Source organism: Streptomyces sp. NRRL S-337 (assembly GCF_000720175.1).
In the GTDB taxonomy this organism is placed as follows: Bacteria; Actinomycetota; Actinomycetes; order Streptomycetales; family Streptomycetaceae; genus Streptomyces; species Streptomyces siderophoricus.
In genome coordinates this window covers 15402-37235 of sequence record NZ_JOIX01000048.1, presented here as the reverse complement: position 1 = coordinate 37235, position 21834 = coordinate 15402, and the positions used below count along the sequence as shown (strand labels likewise).

Below are 21834 nucleotides of genomic sequence, written 5' to 3'. Positions count from 1 at the left end.
AATCACCATGAAGATCACCCTCGACGCCGACAAGTGCTGCGCCGCCGGCCAGTGCGTACTGATCGCCCCCGAGGTCTTCGACCAGCGTGACGAGGACGGCGTCGTGGTGCTGCTCGACGCCGAACCGCCGGCCGACCAGCACGACGCGGTCCGCGAGGCCGCCGCCATCTGCCCGGCCGCCGTCATCGAGGTCCAGGCGTGACCCCCCGCCCGATAGCCGTCGTCGGCGCCTGTGCGGCCGGCCTCGCCGCGGCCGAGGCGCTGCGCCGCTCCGGCTGGACCGGCCCGCTCACCCTCATCGGCGACGAGCCCCATCTCCCGTACGACCGGCCGCCGTTGTCCAAACAACTGCTGCACGGCACTTGGGAGCCGGAGCGGCTGCTGCTGCGCACGAAGGAACAGCTCGACCCGCTCGGCCTCGACCTGCGGCTCGGCACCCGGGCCACCGGCCTCGAGGTGGCCGCCCGCGCCCTCACACTGGACACCGGCGAACGGCTCGACTGCGCCGGCGTGATCATCGCCACCGGGGTCGCGGCCCGTACGCTGCCCGGCGCCGACGCGCTCACCGGCGTACACACCCTGCGCACCCTCGACGACGCCCTGGCCCTGCGCGGCCGGCTCGCCGGTGATGCCCGCCGCCTGGTGATCGTCGGCAACGGGGTGCTGGGATGCGAAGCGGCCGCGGTGGCACGCGAGTTGGGGCACGAGGTGACCCTCGTCGGCCACGACCCGGTCCCCATGGCCGCCGCCGTCGGCACCGCGGTCGGGGAACTGCTCGCCGAGGAGCACCGGGCCCGCGGCGTCACCCTGCGCACCGGCACGGTGGACGGCTTCGACACCGACGGGGATGCGGTCACTGCCGTCCGGCTGGCACATGGGGGCGTAGCCACCGGAGGAAGGGGAGAGGGAGATGCCCGGCTGCCCGCCGACACCGTGCTGCTCGCCATCGGGTCCACCCCCGCCGTCGGCTGGCTGGGCGACGACCCGGCCCTGGACACCACCGACGGGCTGCGCTGCGACGCGTACTGCGCCGCCGCCCCCGGCATCTACGCCGCCGGCGACGTGGCCCGCTGGGAGCACCCGGTGCACGGCCGGCCGCTGCGCATCGAGCACCGGATGAACGCCACCGAACAGGGCATGGCCGCCGCCCGCAACCTGCTCGCCGAACTGGCCGCGGACGGCGCAGACGCCCAGGAACGCCGCCCGTTCGCCCCGGTCCCGTACTTCTGGTCGGACCAGTACGACCTGAAGATCCAGGCCTACGGGCCGACCGCGGGGGCCGACCGGGTCGAAACCCCGGTGCTCGACCGGGCCGGACGCCGGGTCCTCGCGCTCTACGGCCGGGAGGGCCGCGCGGTCGCCGTGCTCGCCGCCGGGCTGCCGCCGCGCCAGATCCGGGCCCTGCGGGCCGTCGTCGCCACCCCGCTGCCCTGGGACGAGGCCCTGACACGCATCGACACCGCGACGGCCACCGGCTGACGCGTCGCCGAGCACCGTGGACCGTGCCCGATCATGGACGGATGGCCGACTCGTACGTACGGGTGCGCGGCGCCCGTGAGCACAACCTCCGCACCATCGACGTGGACATCCCGAGGGACGCGCTGGTCGCGTTCACCGGGGTGTCCGGATCGGGCAAGTCCTCGCTCGCCTTCGGCACTCTCTACGCCGAGGCCCAGCGCCGCTACTTCGAGTCGGTGGCCCCTTACGCCCGGCGGCTGATCCACCAGGTCGGCGCGCCCAAGGTCGAGGACATCACCGGACTGCCGCCGGCCGTCGCACTGCAACAGCGGCGCTCCGCGCCCACCTCCCGCTCCTCCGTCGGCACCGTCACCACCCTCTCCAACACCCTGCGGATGCTCTTCTCCCGCGCCGGCGACTACCCGGAGGGCACGACCGAACGGCTGGACTCCGACGCCTTCTCGCCCAACACCGCGGCCGGCGCCTGCCCCGAATGCCACGGCCTGGGCACCGTCCACCGGGACACCGAACAGTCCCTGGTGCCCGACCCCGCACTGTCCGTCCGCGAGGGCGCCATCGCCGCCTGGCCCGGCGCATGGCAGGGCAAGAACCTCCGCGACATCCTCGCCGCCCTCGGCCACGACATCGACCGGCCCTGGCGCGAACTCCCACAGGCCGACCGCGACTGGATCCTCTTCACCGACGAACAGCCCGTCGTCACCGTCCACCCGGTCCGCGAGGCCGGCCGCATCCAGCGCCCCTACCAGGGCACGTACATGAGCGCCCGCCGCTACGTCCTGCACACCTTCGCCGACTCCAAGAGCGAGACGCTCAGGCGGCGCGTCCAGGGCTTCATGGTCGCCGAGCCCTGCCCGCGGTGCGCCGGACGACGGCTGCGCCCCGAGGCGCTCGCCGTCACCTTCGAGGGCCGGGACATCGCCACCCTCGCCGGCCTACCGCTCGGTGCCCTCGCCGACCTGCTCCGCCCCACCGCCGCCCGCACCGACGACGAGGTCGCCCCGGCGCTCGCCCGCGACCTCGTGGCCCGCATCGAGGTCCTCACCGAACTCGGCCTCGGCTACCTCAGCATGGACCGGCCCGCACCCACCCTGTCCGCGGGCGAGCTCCAGCGGCTGCGGCTCGCCACCCAGCTGCGCTCCGGCCTGTTCGGTGTCGTGTACGTCCTCGACGAGCCGTCCGCCGGGCTCCACCCGGCCGACACCGAGGCCCTGCTCACCGTCCTCGGCCGGCTCAAGGACGCCGGGAACACGCTGTTCGTGGTCGAGCACGACATGGACGTGGTGCGGCACGCCGACTGGATCGTGGACATCGGGCCGCGCGCCGGGGAACACGGCGGCCAGGTCCTGCACAGCGGCCCGGTCGCCGCCCTCGCCGACGCCGCGGCCTCCGCCACCCGCCGCTACCTCTTCGCCACCGAACCGCCCCCACAGCGCACCCCGCGCACCCCCTCCGGGACGCTGACCCTGCGCGGCGTCACCCTGCACAATCTGCGCGGACTGGACGCGGCCTTCCCGCTCGGCGTCTTCACGGCCGTCACCGGCGTCTCCGGATCGGGCAAATCGACGCTGGTCACCCAGGTCCTCGCGGAGACCGTACGGGACCACCTCGGCGCCGGCCGGCCCGACGCGGCCGAGGACGGCAGCGAGGCCGGGACGGAGGCCGGGCCGATGGCCCGCGCCCGGCTCGCCGGCGCCGACGGCCTCGCGGCGATCGACCGGCTGGTCCGCGTCGACCAGAAGCCGATCGGCCGCACCCCGCGCTCCAACCTCGCCACCTACACCGGGCTGTTCGACGCGGTGCGGAAGGTCTTCGCCGCCACCGACGAGGCCCGGGCCCGCGGCTACACCGCCGGACGGTTCTCCTTCAACGTCGCCGCCGGCCGCTGCGAGACCTGCCAGGGCGAGGGCTTCGTCGCCGTGGAACTCCTCTTCCTCCCCGGCACGTACGCGCCGTGCACCGCCTGCCACGGCGCCCGCTACCACCCCGAGACCCTCCGGATCACCTACCGGAACCGGACGATCGCGGACGTCCTCGACATGACCGTGGACTCCGCCGCGGACTTCCTCGCCGACGTCCCGGCCGCCGCCCGTAGCCTGCGCACCCTCCAGGACGTCGGCCTCGGCTACCTCCGGCTCGGCCAGCCCGCGACCGAACTGTCCGGCGGCGAGGCCCAGCGCATCAAACTCGCCACCGAACTCCAGCGCACCCGCCGCGGCCACACCCTCTACCTGCTCGACGAGCCCACCACCGGGCTGCACCCCGCCGACACCGAGGTGCTGCTGCGCCAACTGCACGGCCTGGTCGACGCCGGCCACACCGTCGTGGTCGTCGAGCACGACATGGGCGTGGTCGCCGGCGCCGACCACGTCATCGACCTCGGTCCGGGCGGCGGCGCGGACGGCGGCCGGATCGTGGCCGAGGGCACCCCCGCCGCGGTCGCCGCCGCCCCGGGCAGCCGCACCGCCCGCTATCTGGCCCGGCGGAGGGGGCACCCGGGCCCGTCCTGAGGGTCCGCTAATGTACGCAGGTCAGATCACCAGGCAACACCACCGCGCAAGCCTGCGCAGCACCACGAAGGGGGCACCTCTCATGGCAGACATCAACGAGGCCAGGGCGACGTTCGACCGGTACGACGCGGACGGCGACGGCCAGGTCACGCCGGACGAGTTCAAGCACGCGATGGCGGAGATGGGCGACCCGTTCGTCACCGGCCCGGTCGCCGAGGCCGTCATCAAGGCCAAGGACACCGACAAGGACGGCACCATGTCCTTCGACGAGTTCTGGCAGGCCCTGCAGGGCTGACGCCCGCACCCACCCGCGGCACGCACACCCCCTTCGCCGCCCGTTCGCCCGCGACCGCGCACCGTGCCGCCGGCCGCGGGCGAACGGAGTGCCCTCACCGCCGGCCGGCCGCACCACCCGGCGCCGCGGTGCCCACCGGCGGCGGCGCGGCCCGCTCACCGGTGCCCCAGCCGGACGGCTCCGTGCCGACGGTGAAGGCCAGTTCCCGGCTCTTTCGCAGCTCACCGGTGGTCAGGTACGTACGGTCCCGGGCGGCACCGTCCACACGCACCGACTGGACATACCGGTTGGCCGCGGACGTACCGGGTGCGGTGACGGTGAAGTGCCCCGCCGGGTAATAGCGCCGGTCCAGTGTCAGCTCGACCCGGTCGAAGACCGGCGTACTCAGCCCCCAGGTGTCGGTGCCCGGCTGCACGGGGAACACCCCGATCGACGACAGCACCATCCACGCCGACATCGTCCCCAGGTCGTCGTTCCCGGTCATCCCGCTGGGCGTGTCGGTGAACAGCGTCAGCGCCGCATGCACCACGTCCGTCGTCTTCCACGGCCGGCCGGTGGACAGATAGGTGTACGGAGCGATCAGGTCCGGTTCGTTCTGCGGGTTGTACTTGTCCGCGTTGTAGTAGTCGTACGGCCCGTTGACCCACACTTCACGGGCGGTCTTCTCCGGGTCCGCCAGCAGCTTCCGGTACGCGAAGAACGCGTCGAGCCGCTCGTCCGCCGTGTCCCGGCCGCCGATCAGCCGCAGCATCCCGGGCAGGTCCTGCGGCACCAGCCACTGGTACTGCCAGGACGTGCCCTCGTGGAACCCCTCGCTCTTGGCCGGATCGGCCGGGCCGGTGAACGCGCCGTGCTCGTCCCGGGCCCGGAAGAAGCCGGTCGACGGGTCGAAGATCTTCCGGTAGTTCTGCGCCCGCGCCGCATAGCGGTCGGCGTCCGCGGTGTGCCCCAGATCCCGTGCCATCTGCCCCAGCATCGCGTCGGACAGGGCGTATTCCAGGGTCGCCGAGGCGCCGTGGTCGAAGTCGGAGTCGCCGGGCTTGCGGTGCGGGCGGCCCTTGACGTACGGCGCGAAACCGTCCCTCAGGTACTCCGCGTTCGCCTCCCGCCCGACGGCCGGGGACCCGGCCGGCGGCACCCCGTCGGCGTTCTTCGTGAGCGCCGCGTACGCCTCCTCCTCATGGCCCTTCAGCAGGCCCTGCTGGTAGGCGTTGGTGAGGAACGGGGTGACCGGGTCGCCGGTCATGATGTTCGTCTCGACCGTGCCGTAGCCCCACTTGGGCAGCCAGCCGCCCTCCTTGCCGATCCGCAGCACCGACAGCGCCATGTCGCGCGACTCGCGCGGCGCCAGCAGCGCGAGCAGCTGCGCCTGGGTGCGGTAGGTGTCCCACAGCGACCAGTTCTGGTAGTAGGCGGAGCCGCCGAACTCGGCGGTCCGGTGCACCTTCCGGTCCCAGCCGGTGTAGCGGCCGTCCACGTCGCTGCCGAGGTTCGGCGCCAGGAACGACCGGTACAGCGAGGAGTAGAACGTCCGGCGCAGCGTCCGGCTGCCGCCCTGCGTCCGCACCAGGGCCAGCCGCCGCTCCCACGCGGCATCGGCCGCGGCCCGGACCCGGTCGAACGATCCCCCGCCCTCCGCGCGCAGATTGCGGGCCGCGCCCGCCGCGTCGACGTAACTGAGGGCCGTGGTCGCCTCGACCGTACGGTCCTCGCGGGTGTCGAAGCGGACGTACGCGCCGTGCCGACCGCCCGCCGTGGACCCGCGCGACCCGGGCGTGACGGTGTCGCCCTCCCAGGTGCCGTACGAAGTGAACGGCCGGTCGAAGCGGGTGATCGTGTAGACGGTGTACGGCTCGGTGTCCTGGCAGAAGCCGCGGCCGGTGAGGGCGGTGCGGACGGTGCGGGAGTCCAGCACCTCGACCTTCGTGGAGACCGTCCGGTGCAGCGACTGCCCGGCGTTGAGCAGCACATTGGCCTTGTCGGTGGCCGGGAAGGTGTAGCGCTGCCGGCCGGTGCGGGCGGTGGCGGTCAGCTCGGCGGTGATCCCGCCGTACGAGGTCAGGCCGACCCGGTAGTAGCCGGGCCGGGCCGACTCGTCGTCATGGCGGAAGGCGGCCGCGTACCGGGCGTTGTCGGTCTCGGTGATCTCGCCCGTGGTGGGCAGCACCGGCAGGTCACCGCCGAGCCCGCAGCCGACGCCGGAGATGTGCACCGAGCTGAACCCCCGGATGTGGTCGTCGTCGTAGCCGTAGCCGGTGGAGTGGCCGGTGTCGGGGGAGAGCTGCACCATGCCGAACGGCACCGCGGCGCCCGGGTAGGTGTTGCCGTCCTTCTGGCTGCCGATGAAGGGATTGACCAGGTCGGTGAGCGTGCCGCCGGGCGGCGCGGCCTGCGCGGCGGGGGCGGTGAGCCCGCCTCCGACCAGCGCGGCCGCCAGCACCGCGCCCGCGGTACGCAGCCGGTTGCGACTGGGCCATGGCATGAATCCGGACCTCCGGGTTCGCCGACAACGTTGTCAGAGCGCGCTCATTCTTGGGGTACGTCAGGTCCGCGTCAAGAGGGCAACTGCGGTGCGGCGCCGCGGGAATGACGCGGGCAACTGCCGTGCCGCGCAGGCATGACGGGGGCAGCTACGGCGCGGCGCAGGCGTTGCGAGGGCGGCCGCCGCGCGGCGCACGCCTCTCGTTAGGCTCACCCGGTGCACCTCCTCCCCGTCGACATCGTCCGCTACGCGGCGGCCATCGAACCGTCCGAACTCGCCTGGGGCCGCCTGCACGGCCGGCTGACCGCCGCCGACACCGTCCGGCTCGCCTTCCTCCGCCGCTGCGACCTGGGGGCCCGTGGTGAGGCGTTCGCCCGGATCCATGCCCAGGGCCCGTCGGAGCCCCAACTGGACGCGCTCTGCCGGGAGATCCCGGGCGCGGAGACGGATGCCGCCGGGGGGATCTGGGACTACCTCGCACTGGTCGGGCGGGGTGCGTCCGAGGGTGCCGGCGGTACGGAACCCGCGGCGCGCCAACTGGCCGCCGGGCGCGCCGAGTTCCTGCTCGCCCGCGCCGCGTCGGGCCGCGGCATGAACTGGCGGGAGACCGGGGCGCTGCTCGGCACCGACCGGCCGGAGGAGGTGGACGCCGCCTTCGAGCGCGGCGAGGAGTTGCTGGGCGTGGCGGTGATCGGGCTGGCGCTGACCCACCCCGACCCGGCGGCGATCCTGCCCAGGGTTGCCCGGACCCTGGAGCGCTCCCTGGAGTCGTCGGACCACAGGCTGCGCCACCAGGGCCTCGTCGCCCTGGCGCACACCGCCCGGCTGCACGGCACGGTCGACCGCCGCTGTCTCGACCTGCTGCGACGCTGTCCGCGCGGCACCGAGGCGGACGACGACCTGTGGGCGTACGTGCCCCGCCGCCGGCTGCCGTGGTGGCTGTGGCGGCACCGGCTGGGGGCGTGGCTGCGGAGGTTGCTGCCGGGCGGGTGAGGGGCAGCCGTCGCTTGTTGAGGGCACGTCAAAAATCATGGCGTGCGTGCCTTGCTCTCTTCGGGGCCGCGTGCCTCAATAGTCGGCGATTCCAGGTCGCTGACCACCCGTCAGTTCCCCGGCCGGCGCGTGCGGGGACGGCCTGTCACCCCCCTCACAAAGGCGGTTTCCCCCCATGAAGCAGCGCAGATCAGGCACGTTAGGCAAAGGCAAAGGCAAAGGCAAAGGCAAAGGCATCGGCATACGTACCGCCGTCGGCCTCGCGAGCGCCGCCGCCGGCACCCTCGCGATGGCACCGGCCTCGACCGCGGTGACCCCCGGCACCGCCACCCTCGCCTTCGACTGCGGCTCGTACGGCTCCGGTACGGCCACGCTCACCGCCACCCAGGACGGCACCGCCGCCACCATCAGCGTGTCGACGTCCGCGATCAGCTCGCCCATCAACATCGGCGCGAACTCGGTACGGTCCACGCTGACGCTCACCAGGAACGGCTCCGGAACGACCGAGTTCTCCGGCAACGCCAACCCGGCGATCCCGGCCGGCAGCCCGGTCTCCACCGGCCCCCTCAAGGGCACCGTCGCCGCCGGTGACAGCCTGGAGGCCAGCTCCCTGAAGGTCGTCGTCCTCGGGATCACGGCCACCTGCAAGGCCACGTCCCCGCAGTCCCCGGGACCGTTCGTCTTCTGACCTGACCTGACCTGACCTGACCTGACCTGACCTCACCTCACCTCACCTGGCCGGTCACGTCCGGTCCCGGGCCGGTGGCCGACGCGGCCACCGGCCCCGGCAGTTCAGCCCACCTCACCCCCGGCGCCCTTCTGCTCCGCGCGTTCCAGGTTCGAGTGGTGGCGGGAGTAGCTGAAGTAGATGACCATGCCGACGAGGAACCAGACCACGAACCGCACCCAGGTCTGCCACGCCAGGAACGTGATCAGCCAGAGGGAGAACACCACCCCGAGCGCCGGCACCCACGGCATCCCCGGCGTACGGAACGTGCGTGGCAGTTCGGGGCGCTTGTAGCGGAGCACGATGACCGCCACGCAGACCACCACGAACGCCAGCAGGATGCCGATGTTCGTCAGCTCGGCGGCCTCGCCGATCGGCAGGAAGCCGGCGATGGCCGCGGAGGCCGCCCCCACGATCCAGGTCACCCGGGTCGGCACGTGGTGCGTGGGGCTCGTCTTGGCGAACCACTTCGGCAGCAGACCGTCCCGGCTCATCGCGAACCACACCCGGGTCACCCCGAGCATGAAGGTGAACATGACGGTCAGGATGCCGATGATCGCGCCGACCGCGATGACGTCCGCGAGACCGTGCAGGCCCACCGACTTGAACGCCGTCGAGAAGCCGCTCTCCGGGTCGATGTCCTTGTAGTTCTGCATGCCCGTCAGCACCAGGCAGGCCAGCACGTACAGCACCATCGAGATCGCCAGCGAGTACATGATCGCCTTCGGCATGTGCCGCTGGGCATCGGTGGACTCCTCGGCGGCGGTGCTCATCGCGTCGTAACCGAAGACCGCGAAGAAGACGGTGGCCGCACCGGTGAAGGCGCCGCTCACCCCGAACGGGAAGAACGGGTGGTAGTTCGCGGTGTTGATGTGGAAGAAGCCGACCGTGATCACGACCACGACGACCAGGACCTTCAGGCCCACCACGAGCGTCTCGAAGCGGGCGGCGTTCTTGATGCCCAGGGTCAGCAGAAAGGCGATCAGGAGGCAGAGCACCGCCGCGAAGAGGTCGACGCGGTGCCCCGGTCCGGTCCCCGGTGCGCCGAGCATCCAGGCCGGCAGATGGACTCCCAGCTCACCGAGGAGAAAGCTGAAATATCCGGAGATCCCGATCGCGACGACCGAGACGATTGCGGTGTACTCCAGCAGCAGGTCCCAGCCGATGAACCACCCGGCCACCTCGCCGAGCACCGCATAGCCGTAGGTGTAGGCCGACCCCGCCTTCGGGATCAGCCCGGCGAATTCGGCGTACGAGAAGGCGGCCGCGGCGCTCGCGATCCCCGCGACGAGGAAGGAGATCAGGACCGCGGGTCCGGCCTTGCCGTTCGCGACGGTGCCGGCGAGCGTGAAGATGCCGGCGCCGATGATGCCGCCGACGCCGATGGCGGTCAGCTGCCACAGCCCCAGCACCCGGGTGAGCTGCTGGCTCGCCGGGCCCTCCGCCTCTTCGATGTGTTCGATCGGTTTGCGGCGCAATACGCCCTGTCCCGCGCGCAGGCCCATCTGGGATCCCTCCGTAGGCTCGCTCCGTCGTGGTCCGACGGCGGATCATCATGGACCCTGGAGGGCCCCGGAGGAAGGCGACTCCCTAGTACGGTGGCGACTCGCCGGGAGACGTACCCGGGAGGGGTGTCATCGGGGTGTCAATCGGCGTCCTCCAGCCGGAACCCGACCTTCATGCCGACCTGGTAGTGGTCGATTTCGCCGTCGACGAGGTGTCCGCGCACTTCGGTGATCTCGAACCAGTCGAGATTGCGGAGGGTCTGTGAGGCGCGCTTGATGCCGTTCTTGATCGCCGCGTCCACGCTCTGCTGGGACGTTCCGACGATATCGGTCACGCGGTACGTGCGGTCGGTCACGGTGGTCTCCCTCGGCCGGGGCGGCGCTCCGCCCGTCCATCTCCCACCGTGCCTCAGGGCGGCCGACCCCACCAGCGGAGCGCCGCGCGGGCGCTACGGGACGACGGTGACCGGCCAGCGCCCCGCCTTGACCAGGCGGACCGCGACCGAGCCCATGATGCGGTGCCCGGCCGACTCCGAGGCGCCCACCACCACGGCGTCCGCCGTGAGCTCGTCGGCCATCTGGACCATGCCGTTGTACGGGTCGCCACGCAGCGTGTGGAACTCCCAGCGCACGTCGTAGATCCCCTGCAGCCGGTCGGTGGCCTTGCGGATCTCGGCCATCAGCTCCTCGGCCACCTCGTTGGTGGCGTCCACGACCGGCGCGCCCATCGACGCCCCGGCCGGCAGTACCGGCTGGACGTAGACCAGGACCAGCTTCGAGCCCTGCCGCCGGGCGAGTCCGGCCGCGTACGCGGCGGCGCGCCAGGACGAGTCGGAGCCGTCCACGCCGACGACGATGACCTTCGGGCCGTCCGTTCCGCGCTCGAACTGCGCGGCTGCGTTCTCCTCCACACCACGGAGGTTAACCGCACACACGTGCTGATGCTCAGGCCGGGGCCGGTGGCCAGCTGTCCGCCGCCAGCACGCCCAGCACGTACGCCTTGGCCACCAGCGCGGTCCGGCCCTGCACCCGCCAGCGGCGGGCCAGCCGGGTCAGGTGGTAGTTCACCCCGTCAACGGTCAGCCCCAGGGACGCGCCGATCGCCGCCGTCGTCGCGCCGCCGGCGGCCAGCGCCAGGATCCGCGTCTCCACCGGGCTCGCCGTGGCCCGCGGGGCCGGCGGCGGAGCGCCCTCCGTGACCCGCAGCAGCGCCAGCAGGGCCGGCGGCTGGACGGACGCGTCGCCGACCGGGTCCACCGTCAGTTCCCCTTCGCGCTCCGCGCCGTCGGCCGCGGACCGCCAGTGCACCTCGACCGGATAGCGCGACCGGCGCCCCAGCCGCACCGCTTCCTCGATCCGCTGCAGCTGTTCCTTCGCCCGGGGGCGGAACAGGTCCAGCAGATTGCGGCCGCGCAACTGACCCGGCGCCACGCCCCACAGCGTGGCCATCGCCGGATTGGCGATCAGCACCACGCCGTCGGCCCGGCACACCGCGATCGGCGTCGGGATGCGGTCCAGCAGGATCAGGAAATAGTTCCGCCAGGGACCGTCCGCGTACGGCCCCGCCGGATCGACCGGGGCGGGCCCGGAGGACGGCGGGTGGGCACCGGCGGACCCACCGTCCGGTGCACTGTCGGCGTGCCCGATGTTCATTGCCCCATCTCCGGTCCGCGCGCAAGAGCGAGCAGCGAAAAACCACTGCACAATCATGCAGTTGCCCGGGCCACAGCGGCCCACCGGCCCCCTCACGCTGGAGACATGACCGACACCATCGCGCTCCACAGTGACGAACGCGCCGCCGATGACGGCATCCCGGTCGTCGACATCACGGCCGACGGGATGACCTCGACACCCATCCAGCAGTCCATGGACCTCGCCCGCACTCACGGGCCGGTCTTCAAGCGCAGGCTCGGCGAGCGCGAGACGCTCTTCCTCACCTCGCTGGACCTGGTCACCGAGGCCGCCGACGAGACCCGCTTCGCCAAGGGGGTGTCGGTCGTCCTGGAGAACGTCCGGGAATTCGCCGGGGACGGCCTGTTCACCGCCTACAACGACGAGCCGAACTGGGCCAAGGCGCACGAGGTCCTGATGCCGGCCTTCGCGCTGGGCTCGATGCGGACGTACCACCCGGCGATGCTGAAGGTGGCCCGCCGGGTCATGGCGAGCTGGGACCGGCGGGTGGCCGACGGCACACCGGCGCGGATAGCCGAGGACATGACCCGGATGACGCTGGACACCATCGGGCTGGCCGGCTTCGGTTTCGACTTCGAGTCGTTCTCCCGCGGCGACTCGCAGCACCCGTTCGTCGAGGCGATGGTGCGCTGCCTCGAATGGAGCATGAAGAAGTTCGCCCGGGACCCGCACGCCGACCACTCTGCGGAGGACGCGGCGTTCCGCGCCGACGCGGACTACCTCGCCTCCGTCGTCGACGAGGTCATCGCCGCGCGCACGGCGAGCGGCGAGACCGGCGAGGACGACCTGCTCGGCCTGATGCTCGGCGCCCGCGAACAGGGGGACGGCACCGGGGCCGGCGGCCCCCGTCTCGACCTCGCCAACATCCGCAACCAGGTCATCACCTTCCTGATCGCCGGTCACGAGACCACCTCGGGCGCCCTCTCCTTCGCCCTCTACCACCTGCTCAAGGACCCGCTGGCGCTGCGCATGGTCCAGCGCGAGGCCGACGAGCTGTGGGGCGACCAGGCCGACCCGGACCCGACCTTCGAGGACATCGGCCACCTGCCGTTCACCCGGCAGGTCCTCAACGAGGCGCTGCGGCTGTGGCCCACCGCCGCCGCCTTCACCCGCCAGGCTCGTGAGGACACCGTGCTCGGCGGCCGCTACCCGGTCAAGGCCGGCCAGCTGGTCACCGTGCTCACCCCGATGCTGCACCGCGACCCGTGCTGGGGCGACAACCCCGAGCTGTTCGACCCGTCCCGCTTCAGCCCCGAGGCCGAGGCGGCCCGCTCCCCGCACGCCTACAAGCCCTTCGGCACCGGTGAACGCGCCTGCATCGGGCGGCAGTTCGCGCTGCACGAGGCGACCATGCTGCTCGCCCTGCTCGCCCACCGCTACCGGCTGATCGACCACGCCGACTACCGGCTGCGCATCAAGGAGACCCTCACCCTCAAGCCCGACGGGTTCACCCTCAAGCTGGCCGCCCGCACCCCCGCCGACCGGGCCGCGGTGCGCGCCGCCCTGGGCGTCCTGCCCGGCGGCACCGCGGGAGCCGGCTCCGCGGCCGACGCCACCACCGACGACGCCCTGCCCACCCGCGTCGTCCAGGGCACCGGGCTGCTGCTGTTGCACGGCAGCAACTACGGCACCTGCCGCGAGTTCGCCGAGCGGCTCGCCGACGAGGCCACCGGCCTGGGCTGCGCGACCGAGGTCGCCCCGCTGGACGCCTGCGCCGACGGGCTGCCCGCGGACCGGCCCGTCGTCATCGTCGCCGCCTCCTACAACGGACAGCCCACCGACGACGCGGCCGCCTTCGTCCGCTGGCTGCGCACCGCCGGGGACGGCGCCGCCGCGGACCGCCCGTTCGCCGTCCTCGGCGTCGGCGACCGCAACTGGGCCGCCACCTACCAGCACGTCCCGACCCTCATCGACGACCGGCTGGCCGCGCTCGGCGGCGACCGGATGCTGCCGCGCGCCGAGGCCGACGCCTCCGGCGATCTCACCGGCACCGTCAAGGAGTTCACCGCCGCGCTGCGCACCGAACTGCTGACCCGCTACGGCGACCCGGCCGCCACCGGCGCGGGCGCCCCGGCCACCGAGGACACCGGCTACACCGTCACCGAGCTCACCGGCGGACCGCTCGACGCCCTGGCCGCCCGGCACGAGCTGACCGAACTGACCGTCACCGAGGCCCATGACCTCACCGCGGAGGGCTGGCCGCGCCCCAAGCGGTTCCTGCGGCTCGCCCTGCCGGACGGCGTCACCTACCGCACCGCCGACCACCTCGCCGTGCTGCCGGCCAACGCCCCGGCCGCCGTCGAGCGGGCCGCCCGCGCCCTCGGCGCGGACCTCGACGCCGTGCTGGCCGTGCACCCCGGCCGCCGCCCGGCCCGCGACACCCTGCCCATCGACCGGCCCCTGACCGTACGCCAACTCCTCACCCATCACCTGGAGTTGGGCGCGCGGCCGACCGCGGAGCAGATTGCGGTGCTGGCCGCGCACAACCCGTGCCCGCCCGAGCGGCAGGCCCTGGAACACCTCCCCGAGAACGACCGGCGCACCCTGATCGAGCTGATCGAGACCCACCCCGCGCTGCGCGGAGCACTGCCCTGGCCGGTGGTCCTCGACCTGCTGCCGCCGTTGCGCACCCGGCACTACTCGATCTCGTCCTCGCCCGCCACCGACGCCCGGCACGCCGAACTGATGGTCTCGCTGCTGCCCGGCGGCACCGGCTCGACCCATCTGCACGGACTGCGCCCCGGTGACACGGTCCTGGCCCGGGTCCAGCCCTGCCGCGAGGCCTTCCGCCTCGACCCGGCCGACGACACCCCGGTCATCCTGGTCGCCGCCGGCACCGGCCTCGCCCCGTTCCGGGGAGCCGTGGCCGACCGGGTCGCGGCCGGCCAGCAGGCGCCCGCGCGGCTGTACTTCGGCTGCGACGACCCCACGGCCGACTTCCTGCACGCCGCGGAGTTCGCCGCCGCCGAAACGGCCGGGGTGCTCTCGGTCCGCCCCGTCTTCAGCGAGCGCCCCGAGAACGGCCACCGCTTCGTCCAGCACCGCATCAAGGCCGAGGCCGCCGAGGTCTGGGAACTGCTCCAGGCCGGGGCCCGGGTGTACGTCTGCGGCGACGGCAGCCGGATGGCCCCGGGCGTACGGGCCGCCTTCCGGGAGGTGCACGCCGCGCACACCGGCGCCTCGGCCCAGGAGTCCGAGGCCTGGCTGCGCGAACTCACCGCCGCCGGGCGGTACATCGAGGACGTGTACGCGGCGGGCTGAGAACGCCCGGCGGCCCGGCCGTACGTCCTGTGGCGGGCTGGATCTTCCGGCCCGCCAAAGGCAAGGTGGGCGGTGCGGACAGGTGGCCGCACCGCCGGCCACGACCCGGCCGGCGGACCGAGCGGGGGCACACCCGGGGGGACCACGGCATGAGCAAGGCCCTGATCATCGGCGGCGGCATCGCGGGCGCGGTGACCGCCATGGCGCTGCACAAGGCGGGCATCGAGGCGGAGGTCTTTGAGGCGTACCCGACCGGCGCGGACGACGTCGGGGCCTTCCTCGTCGTCTTCGCCAACGGCCTGGAAGCGCTCCGGGTGATCGACGCCCACGACCCGGTCGCCGCACACTCCTTCCCGGCCCGGCGGATCGCGGTGTTCGGCCACGACGGCGGCAAGGTCGGCGAGCGGCCCATCGCCGGCAGCGGCACCGGCCCCGGCCCCCGCACCCTGCGGCGGGCCACCCTCTACCAGGTGCTGCACGCCGAGGCGGCCCGCCGGGGCATCCCCGTGTACCACGGGAAACGGCTGGTCGGCGCCGAGACGGTGGCCTCGGCCGGCGTGCGGCGGGTGGTCGCCGCCTTCGCCGACGGCAGCCGCGCCGAGGGCGATCTGCTGATCGGCGCGGACGGACTGCACTCCGTCACCCGCACCCTCATCGACCCGGCCGCACCGCGGCCCCGCCACACCGGCCAGCACACGGTCTGCGGCTACCTCCGCGACGCCGGCGGCACCGGCGCCGAGGTGGCCGCGGAGACCTACACCATGATCCTCGGCGACCGCGCCTTCTTCGGCTGCACCCGTGCCCCCGACGGGGAGATCTGGTGGTTCGCCAACATCCCCGGCGCCGAGAGCGACCGCACCGCCCTGCAGACCGTCGGCCCCGACGAGTGGCGCGACCGGGTCGCCGCGCGGTTCCCCGGCGACGCCACCCCGGCCGCCGCCCTCGTCCGGGCCACCGGCGACCGGATCATCGCCTCCAGCGCCTACGACCTCGCCACCACACCCACCTGGTACGACGACACCAAGGTCGTCCTCGGCGACGCCGCCCACGCGGCCGCGCCCAACGCCGCCCAGGGCGCCTCGATGGCCATCGAGGACGGCATCGTGCTGGCCCGCTGCCTGCGCGACCACACCGAAGCGCGCACCGCCTTCGCGGCGTACGAAGAGCTGCGCCGCGAACGGGTGGAGAAGGTCGTCGCGACCAGCGCCGGCCTCGCCGCCCGCACCGGCCCCGGCGGCCCCGGCCGCCCCGCCACCGGCCCCGGAGGCGGCGGCGCGGACGGCAGCAACTGGCTCACGGACTACCGGATCGAGTGGTGACCCACCGGCGCCCGGCCGTCGCGCGCAGGACGGTTCAGGGCGCCGACGGCAGCCGGACGGCCAGCAGGGCGACCCCTGCGAGGGTGACGTTGCGGGTCGCCGCCTCCAGGCCGTTCCAGGTCTTGGACTGCCACATCGAGAACCACTCCCCGCCGATCGCCAGGAAGCCCGCGCCGAACAGCAGCAGCATCATCAGCAGACCGACGGTGCTCAGCATCCGGGCCCGGGCCACGTCGCCGCGCCGCAGACCGAGCGGCCAGAGCACGGTGGCCACTATCAGCACCAGCGCGGTGACGCTCTCCCAGGCGATGATCGCCACGTACGCGGCGTTCTGCAGCCCCTTCGAGGTGATGGCCCGCCACATCAGGTCCGGGTCCTTGAAGGTGGTGTCCATCGCCAGGACGTGCTGGACGAACTGCTGATTGGTGCCGAAGTCGGTGATGTTGCCGAAGGCGACGAGCGCCAGATAGAGCGCGACCGTGCCCGTGAGCACCGTCGCGACGAGTGGCTGTCCGGTACGCGGCAGCCGGCCGGTTGCGTGATTGTCGGCCATGGGCCCTCCCCAAGTCGGTCAAGTAAGGGGAGTTTCCCTCATCGTCACCGACCCCGTGCTCCCCACCCGTCCCAACTCCCCGTACGCTGCTCCCCGATCGACCGGCCGCCCGGCCGGTCGAACGGCGTCCGGGCTGACCGGACGGGCGCCGAGGGACCACGGAAAGCGGGGAACATGAACGGGAAGCGGTGTGTGGGGACGGTCGCCGCGGCGGCGGCCGCGGTGGTGGCGGTGTCCGCGCCGGCGGGCGCCGAGCCGGCCGGTCTGACGTACGGCACCAGCACGTCCGTGGGCGTCCACAACGCCTACGACAAGGAGAAGTACCCCTACTTCGCGGACGCGCTGGACTCCGGCGCCGCGCTGCTCGAACTCGACCTCTGGACCAACGGGTTCGGCCGGTCCTGGCGGGTCAGCCACAGCAACCCGATCGGCAACAACAGCAACTGCGAGGGCGCGGCGAACGCCGCCGAACTGCGGACCAAGGACGTCAACAAGGACTTCGCCGGCTGCCTCGCCGACATGAAGGCCTGGCACGATGCGCACCCCGGCCACCGCCCCATCCTCTTCAAGGTCGAGCTGAAGGACGGCTTCAACGCCAAGGGCGGGCGCGGCCCGGCCGAGTTCGACGCCCTGGTGCGGCAGAAGCTCGGCGACGCCGTCTACGGCCCCGGCGACCTCACCGCGGGCCACGGCACGCCCGACGAGGCGGTCCGGGCCGGCGGCTGGCCCGGGCGCGACGCCCTGGCCGGAAAGTTCCTGTTCGAGCTGATACCGGGCACCGTGGAGGAGAACAACCCGCTCGACAAGCTCTGGACCGACGTCGAGTACGCCACCCACCTCAAGGACCTCGCCGCCCAGGGCAAGCTCGCGCAGTCGGTGGCCTTCCCCGCGGTGCACGGCGCGGCCGCCGGCGACCCGCGCGAGCGCTACCAGGACCCGGCGCTGCGCCCCTGGTTCGTGGTCTTCGACGGCGACGCCTCGACCTACCTGAACGGCACCATCGACACCGCCTGGTACGACCGCCGGCACTACCTCCTCATCATGACCGACGCGCACAACGTGCCGCCGGCCATCGACGCCACCCACCCCACCGAGGCCCAGGCGCTCGCCCGGGTCGGCCAACTCGCCGCCGCGCACGCCAGTTTCGCCACCGCCGACTGGTACCCGCTGCCGTCCGTCCTCAGGACCGTGGTGTCGCGCGGGGCCTGACGCCCGGCGTGGGGCCCGGCTCCGCGGTGGCCCGCCGGTAGAGCCCGGCCACGTCCGCGCCGAACCGGCTGCTGTACGAGACGAAGTCGTCGCCGCCCTCGTCGAGGCCGCCGATCACCCCGATCAGCGCCCCGGTGCCGGTGGCCGGATCGAGGTCGGTGAGCCAAGGGCCGCCGCTGGTGCCGTTCGGGAAACCGGGGCAGTCGAAGCGCAGTTGGGTCGGGCCCTGGGCCTCGGCGGTGCGCCGGCAGCTGACCGGGGCGTCCCGGTCGGCGGGGTAGCCGGTCAGCAGCGCCGGGCGCCCGGCCGGCACGCCGAACCGGATCCGTTCGGCACCGGTGAGGTCCTCTATCCGGCCGCCGCCCTGCCCGGCCCGGCGCACCCGCAGGAACGCCACGTCGTGGTCCGGGTCCCGGTCGCTGATCCAGCGGGGGTCGACGTGGATGCGGGTGGGCACCCACAGCCCGTACGGCGCGATCCCGTCGTGCAGGCCGGGCACGAACACCAGCCGGGTGCGGAACCCGCCGTCGTGCACGCAGTGCGCCGCTGTGGCGATCAGGTCGGCGTCGGGGGAGTGCACCACGCTCGCCGTGCAGTGGTGCGCCGGATCGCCGTCGTCGCCGGGCGAGAACAGCGCCCCGATCGCCGGGGACGAGGCCGCCGGGACGGCCACCTGCGGCCGGGACGCCGGCAGCGCGGCCGTCGCCCCGCCGCCGGTCCGGCCGTCGCGCAAGGCGGCCACCGGCGGGCCCGGCCGCTCCCGGTACGGCCCGGCGAGCAGCGCGGCGGCGGCCTGGTCGCCGTCCGCGCGGGTGGCCAGGTACGAGCCGGCCGTGCTGTCCCCCGCGGCCAGATACGGATCGCGGGCGGGCAGGCCCAGCGTCAGCGCCGTACTGCCCACGACCACGGTGAGCAGCCCGAGAGCCACCGGCAGCCGCTGCGGGACACCGGGCCGTCCGGAACGGGACATGTCCCTCAGTCTGCGGCAGGGCGGCCGCCCGGACGCCTACCGCGGGGCCGGTCGGGTGAATCCGAGGCCCGGGTTGTGCCGGATCAGCGCCCCGGCCAGGTCGAACTCGTTCGGGAAGTCCATCGGGACGATGCCCAGGCCCGTCCAGCCGCTGCCCTCCGCACCCGCCAGCAGTGTCTTGACCTGCGGGTTGAGGCGGTCGGCGTTGGAGCGCGGGGGGAGCAGCGCGGCGGTGCTGACGTAGTTGACGAAGAGCCTGCCGGGCTGCGCGACGGCCTTGCGGAACTGCGCCTCGATCTTCGGCCACTTCCCGAACGGCTCCGCCATGTAGTCGTCCTGGATGTCGAAGACCTGGGGATCGCCGTAGCGGATCCCGCCGAGGCCGTCGGAGTCCGCCAGCAGGACGACCTTGCCGCGCGCCTCACCCAGCGCGGGCAGCCCGGAGTCCAGCCGGAACAGTGAGCGGTAGCCCTTGTCGTCCAGGTAGCTGCCGAAGATCCGGCGGAACTCCTCGGCGGAGACCTCCGAGTACTCCTGCTTGACCCGCATCAGCACCGTCTCGGACGGGTGGGCCGCGAGGAAGGCCCGGCAGGCATTGAGCACGTCACCGAACATCAGCTGCTGGTAGAACGCGCCGTGGTGGATGGCGAAGACGTCGTCGATGGCCCGGCAGCGGACGTCCAGGAAACGGATCCCGGCGGCCAGCTGGGCGTCGACGGCGGTGTTCTGGCAGGCCACCCAGGGGCCGCCGTACCGGGCCCCGGAGTCGTGCGTGCCGGGGATCGTCAGGCGTGCCAGGGGAGTGGCGTCCGGGAGTGCGGACATCCAGTCCTGCACGGACAGCGCGCGGCGTCCGGCCGTCCTGCGCCCGGCCGCACCGGCCGTGAACCGCCCGCTGCCGGCGCCCGTCAGCACCCCGGCGGCCGACAGCCCGGCCGCGCCCCTGAGAAACCCCCGCCGGTCGAGCCCCAGCCCCATGCCGCCACCCCTGCCCGTCGAATGCGAACGTGCGTCCGCGGCATGGAACCACACCGCCCGCGCGGACGGCACCCGGCCGGCGCACCCAAGGGCACACCGGCCGGAACCGTCCTCGTACGTATCCGCCCCTACCGGGCGATGTCAGGCGCGGAACGCGAGCGACAGCGCGAAGCGGCCCGCGCTGTCCGTCCACCAGTTGGTCAACTCCAGCCGCGCGGCGGCCAGTTCGGCCCGTACGCCCTCCTGGCGGAACTTGGCCGAGATCTCCGTGCGGATGTCCTCACCGGCCGCGAAGGGCACGGCCAGGTCCACGCCGGGGATCTTCACGGTCATGTCCCGGCGTGCCCGCAGCCGCATCTCGATCCACTCCTCCGCGGCGTTCCACAGGGCGACGTGGTCGAAGTCCGCCGGATCGAAGTCGCCGTCGAGCTCGCGGTTGATGACCTGGAGGACGTTCTTGTTGAAGGCGGCCGTGACGCCCTGCGGATCGTCGTACGCGGCGACCAGCGTCGCCTCGTCCTTGACCAGGTCGGTGCCGAGCAGCAGGGCGTCACCCGGGGACAGCAGGTCGTGCACGGAGGTGAGGAACGCGGCCCGCTCCTCGGGGAGGAGGTTGCCGATGGTGCCGCCGAGGAACGCCAGCAGCCGCGGGCCGGGCGTCTCGGGCAGCGCCATGCCCTGCTGGAAGTCGGCGACCAGGGCGTGCACGGTCAGGCCGGGATGCCCGGCGAGCAGCGCCTCGCCCGCCGCGGTCAGCGCGGACTCGCTGACGTCGACCGGCACGTAGGTGTGCAGTCCGCTCAGCGCGCCGATGAGGTGGCGGGTCTTGTCGGACGACCCGGAGCCCAGCTCGATCAGGGTGCGGGCGTTGGTGGCCGCGGCGATGTGGTCGGCGCGGGTGAGCAGGATCTCCCGTTCGGCGCGGGTCGGGTAGTAGTCCGGCAGTGTGGTGATCTCTTCGAAGAGGTCGCTGCCGCGGGCGTCGTAGAACCACTTGGGCGGCAGCTGTTTGGGCGTGGCGGACAGGCCCTGGGCGACATCGGCGCGCAGCGCGGCCGCGGTGGCGTCGGCAGGGAGGTTGCGGGTGATGCTGAGGGGGCTCACGTGGCGGGCTCCTTGAGCGGGGTGAGGTGGACGTCGGTCCGGGTGGCGCGCAGCAGGGTGCGGTCGGGGACCTCGGTCCAGTGGGGGGAATCGTCATAGGGTTCGGCGGCGACCACCCGGCCGCCGCCCGGAATGGCCAGGTGGTAGAGGGTGTCGCCCCAGGAGGTGGCGGCGATGGTGGTGCCGTCGGTCAGCAGCAGGTTGAGCCGGGAGCCGGGCGCGGCCCCGGCGACCGCCGCGACGGTGTCGGCCAGCGCGTCCCCGAGTTCGTCGCCGCGGGTCAGCCGGTGCCGCACCAGCGCCCAGACGAACGCCGCGTCGCAGCGCGCCTGGAGGCGCAGCAGCTCCGTCGGCGGCAGCCCGGCGGCCAGCGGCGCGAGGGAGTCCGGCCAGCCGGCCACCGCGCCGTTGTGGCTGAACAGGTGGCCCTCCCCGGCGAACGGCGCGGCCGCCGCCTCGGCGTCCGGCCCGGCCACGGTGGCGTCCCGTACGGCGGCCAGCAGCGCGCCGGTGCGCACCACCCGGGCCAGGTCGGGAAGTTGGTCGTCGGCCCAGATCGGCCCGGCCCGGCGGTAGCGCGCCGGGACCGGGTCGCCCGGTGCGTACCAGCCGACGCCGAACCCGTCCGCGTTGACCGTGCCGTGCTTCTGGTGGCGCGGCGCCCACGACTGCCGGTACAGGCCGTGCGGCGGCTCCAGCACGATCTGCCCGAAGGGCACCGGCGGCCCCACATAAGCGATATGACGGCACATCAGCTGAC

At 73.3% G+C, this 21834-nt stretch carries 19 protein-coding genes; 9 read left to right on the top strand and 10 right to left on the bottom strand.

The window, feature by feature from the left end; all coding sequences use genetic code 11:
• Window positions 1–7 precede the first annotated feature (7 nt).
• The 4 genes from IG62_RS0127710 (at window position 8) to IG62_RS0127695 (ending at window position 4281) form a co-directional block, all read left to right on the top strand.
• Entirely contained in the window at window positions 8–202 is a 195-nt protein-coding gene (locus tag IG62_RS0127710; protein WP_030412147.1) for a ferredoxin, read from the top strand.
• Window positions 199–1479, top strand: a complete 1281-nt coding sequence (locus tag IG62_RS0127705) for an NAD(P)/FAD-dependent oxidoreductase (RefSeq protein ID WP_030808952.1) — start codon at window positions 199–201, stop codon at window positions 1477–1479. Before IG62_RS0127710 ends, IG62_RS0127705 begins: the two co-directional genes overlap by 4 nt.
• 41 nt (window positions 1480–1520) lie before the next feature.
• A complete protein-coding gene (gene uvrA / locus IG62_RS0127700) occupies window positions 1521–3986 on the top strand; it encodes an excinuclease ABC subunit UvrA (protein ID WP_030808949.1) in 2466 nt (821 codons plus the stop codon).
• A gap of 82 nt (window positions 3987–4068) precedes the next feature.
• Complete coding sequence (locus IG62_RS0127695) at window positions 4069–4281, top strand: EF-hand domain-containing protein (protein ID WP_030412144.1); 213 nt, start codon at window positions 4069–4071, stop codon at window positions 4279–4281.
• 94 nt (window positions 4282–4375) lie between these two features.
• Here IG62_RS0127695 and IG62_RS0127690 read toward each other — a convergent pair whose 3' ends face one another.
• Complete coding sequence (locus IG62_RS0127690; protein WP_030808946.1) at window positions 4376–6763, bottom strand: GH92 family glycosyl hydrolase; 2388 nt, start codon at window positions 6761–6763, stop codon at window positions 4376–4378.
• Window positions 6764–6979: 216 nt separating this feature from the next.
• Here IG62_RS0127690 and IG62_RS45275 point away from each other — a divergent pair, with 216 nt between their 5' ends.
• Together IG62_RS45275 and IG62_RS0127680 are read left to right on the top strand one after the other, a co-directional pair.
• Window positions 6980–7756 (top strand): hypothetical protein, encoded by a 777-nt coding sequence (locus tag IG62_RS45275; RefSeq protein WP_051798675.1) that lies wholly within the window; start codon window positions 6980–6982, stop codon window positions 7754–7756.
• 289 nt (window positions 7757–8045) lie between these two features.
• Entirely contained in the window at window positions 8046–8444 is a 399-nt protein-coding gene (locus tag IG62_RS0127680) for a hypothetical protein (RefSeq protein WP_234326765.1), read from the top strand.
• A 104-nt stretch (window positions 8445–8548) separates the two neighbouring features.
• Here the strand turns inward: IG62_RS0127680 and IG62_RS0127675 are convergent, their stop codons facing one another.
• From IG62_RS0127675 to IG62_RS0127660, 4 genes are all read right to left on the bottom strand, one after another.
• Window positions 8549–9988, bottom strand: coding sequence for an amino acid permease (locus tag IG62_RS0127675; protein ID WP_030808938.1), 1440 nt, complete (start codon window positions 9986–9988; stop codon window positions 8549–8551).
• 140 nt (window positions 9989–10128) lie between these two features.
• Window positions 10129–10344, bottom strand: coding sequence for a dodecin (locus tag IG62_RS0127670; RefSeq protein ID WP_030808935.1), 216 nt, complete (start codon window positions 10342–10344; stop codon window positions 10129–10131).
• A 93-nt stretch (window positions 10345–10437) separates the two neighbouring features.
• Window positions 10438–10899 (bottom strand): universal stress protein, encoded by a 462-nt coding sequence (locus IG62_RS0127665; RefSeq protein ID WP_030808932.1) that lies wholly within the window; start codon window positions 10897–10899, stop codon window positions 10438–10440.
• 34 nt (window positions 10900–10933) lie between these two features.
• Window positions 10934–11641: a PAS domain-containing protein gene (locus tag IG62_RS0127660; protein WP_030808928.1), complete on the bottom strand. Its 708-nt coding sequence runs from the start codon at window positions 11639–11641 to the stop codon at window positions 10934–10936.
• 105 nt (window positions 11642–11746) lie between these two features.
• Between IG62_RS0127660 and IG62_RS0127655 the strand changes: the two genes are divergently transcribed.
• Both IG62_RS0127655 and IG62_RS0127650 read left to right on the top strand, forming a co-directional pair.
• Window positions 11747–14941 (top strand): cytochrome P450, encoded by a 3195-nt coding sequence (locus IG62_RS0127655; protein ID WP_030808924.1) that lies wholly within the window; start codon window positions 11747–11749, stop codon window positions 14939–14941.
• 149 nt (window positions 14942–15090) lie between these two features.
• Window positions 15091–16260: an FAD-dependent monooxygenase gene (locus tag IG62_RS0127650; RefSeq protein ID WP_030808922.1), complete on the top strand. Its 1170-nt coding sequence runs from the start codon at window positions 15091–15093 to the stop codon at window positions 16258–16260.
• Between the two features lie 34 nt (window positions 16261–16294).
• Here IG62_RS0127650 and IG62_RS0127645 read toward each other — a convergent pair whose 3' ends face one another.
• Complete coding sequence (locus tag IG62_RS0127645; protein ID WP_030808919.1) at window positions 16295–16813, bottom strand: DUF2165 domain-containing protein; 519 nt, start codon at window positions 16811–16813, stop codon at window positions 16295–16297.
• 174 nt (window positions 16814–16987) lie between these two features.
• On the opposite strand from IG62_RS0127645, the gene IG62_RS0127640 reads away from it, so the two are divergent.
• Window positions 16988–18022: a phosphatidylinositol-specific phospholipase C domain-containing protein gene (locus IG62_RS0127640; protein WP_030808916.1), complete on the top strand. Its 1035-nt coding sequence runs from the start codon at window positions 16988–16990 to the stop codon at window positions 18020–18022.
• Here the strand turns inward: IG62_RS0127640 and IG62_RS43435 are convergent.
• The 4 genes from IG62_RS43435 to egtC all read right to left on the bottom strand — a co-directional run bounded on the left by IG62_RS43435 (window position 17994) and on the right by egtC (window position 21826).
• Complete coding sequence (locus tag IG62_RS43435; RefSeq protein WP_234326764.1) at window positions 17994–18992, bottom strand: trypsin-like serine peptidase; 999 nt, start codon at window positions 18990–18992, stop codon at window positions 17994–17996. The two genes, IG62_RS0127640 and IG62_RS43435, sit on opposite strands and share 29 nt — an antisense overlap.
• 36 nt (window positions 18993–19028) lie before the next feature.
• Window positions 19029–19970, bottom strand: a complete 942-nt coding sequence (locus IG62_RS0127630) for a phosphatidylinositol-specific phospholipase C (RefSeq protein ID WP_030808910.1) — start codon at window positions 19968–19970, stop codon at window positions 19029–19031.
• Window positions 19971–20111: 141 nt separating this feature from the next.
• Window positions 20112–21074 carry an L-histidine N(alpha)-methyltransferase gene (gene egtD / locus IG62_RS0127625; RefSeq protein ID WP_030808907.1) on the bottom strand — a complete coding sequence of 321 codons (963 nt, stop codon included), beginning with the start codon at window positions 21072–21074 and terminating at the stop codon, window positions 20112–20114.
• On the bottom strand, window positions 21071–21826 hold the full coding sequence (gene egtC, locus IG62_RS0127620; RefSeq protein ID WP_030808905.1) for an ergothioneine biosynthesis protein EgtC: 756 nt from the start codon (window positions 21824–21826) through the stop codon (window positions 21071–21073). Before egtC ends, egtD begins: the two co-directional genes overlap by 4 nt.
• Window positions 21827–21834 lie beyond the last annotated feature (8 nt).